At 60.9% G+C, this 422-nt stretch carries 1 protein-coding gene; it reads left to right on the top strand.

The window, feature by feature from the left end:
- The coding region (locus HWX76_RS36475) for a GTP-binding protein (protein WP_176017117.1) at positions 1 to 422 on the top strand (422 nt) is incomplete at both ends.

Raw genomic sequence — 422 nt, 5'->3', positions numbered from 1 at the left:
GGTAAATTTGAGCGGACCAAGCCGCACGTGAACGTTGGTACGATTGGTCACGTTGACCACGGCAAGACGACGCTGACGGCAGCGATCACGACGGTTCTGACGAAGAAGTTCGGCGGCGAAGCGAAGGCGTACGACCAGATCGACGCGGCACCGGAAGAAAAGGCGCGCGGCATCACGATCAACACGGCACACGTCGAGTACGAAACGGCTAACCGCCACTACGCACACGTCGACTGCCCGGGCCACGCTGACTATGTGAAGAACATGATCACGGGCGCAGCGCAGATGGACGGCGCGATCCTGGTTTGCTCGGCAGCAGACGGCCCGATGCCGCAAACGCGTGAGCACATCCTGCTGGCGCGTCAGGTTGGCGTTCCGTACATCATCGTGTTCCTGAACAAGTGCGACATGGTGGACGACGC

Origin of the sequence: Burkholderia sp. BCC0398, assembly GCF_902833245.1 — a bacterium.
Classification (GTDB): Bacteria; Pseudomonadota; Gammaproteobacteria; order Burkholderiales; family Burkholderiaceae; genus Burkholderia; species Burkholderia sola.
This window is presented reverse-complemented; position numbering and strand designations above follow the sequence as displayed.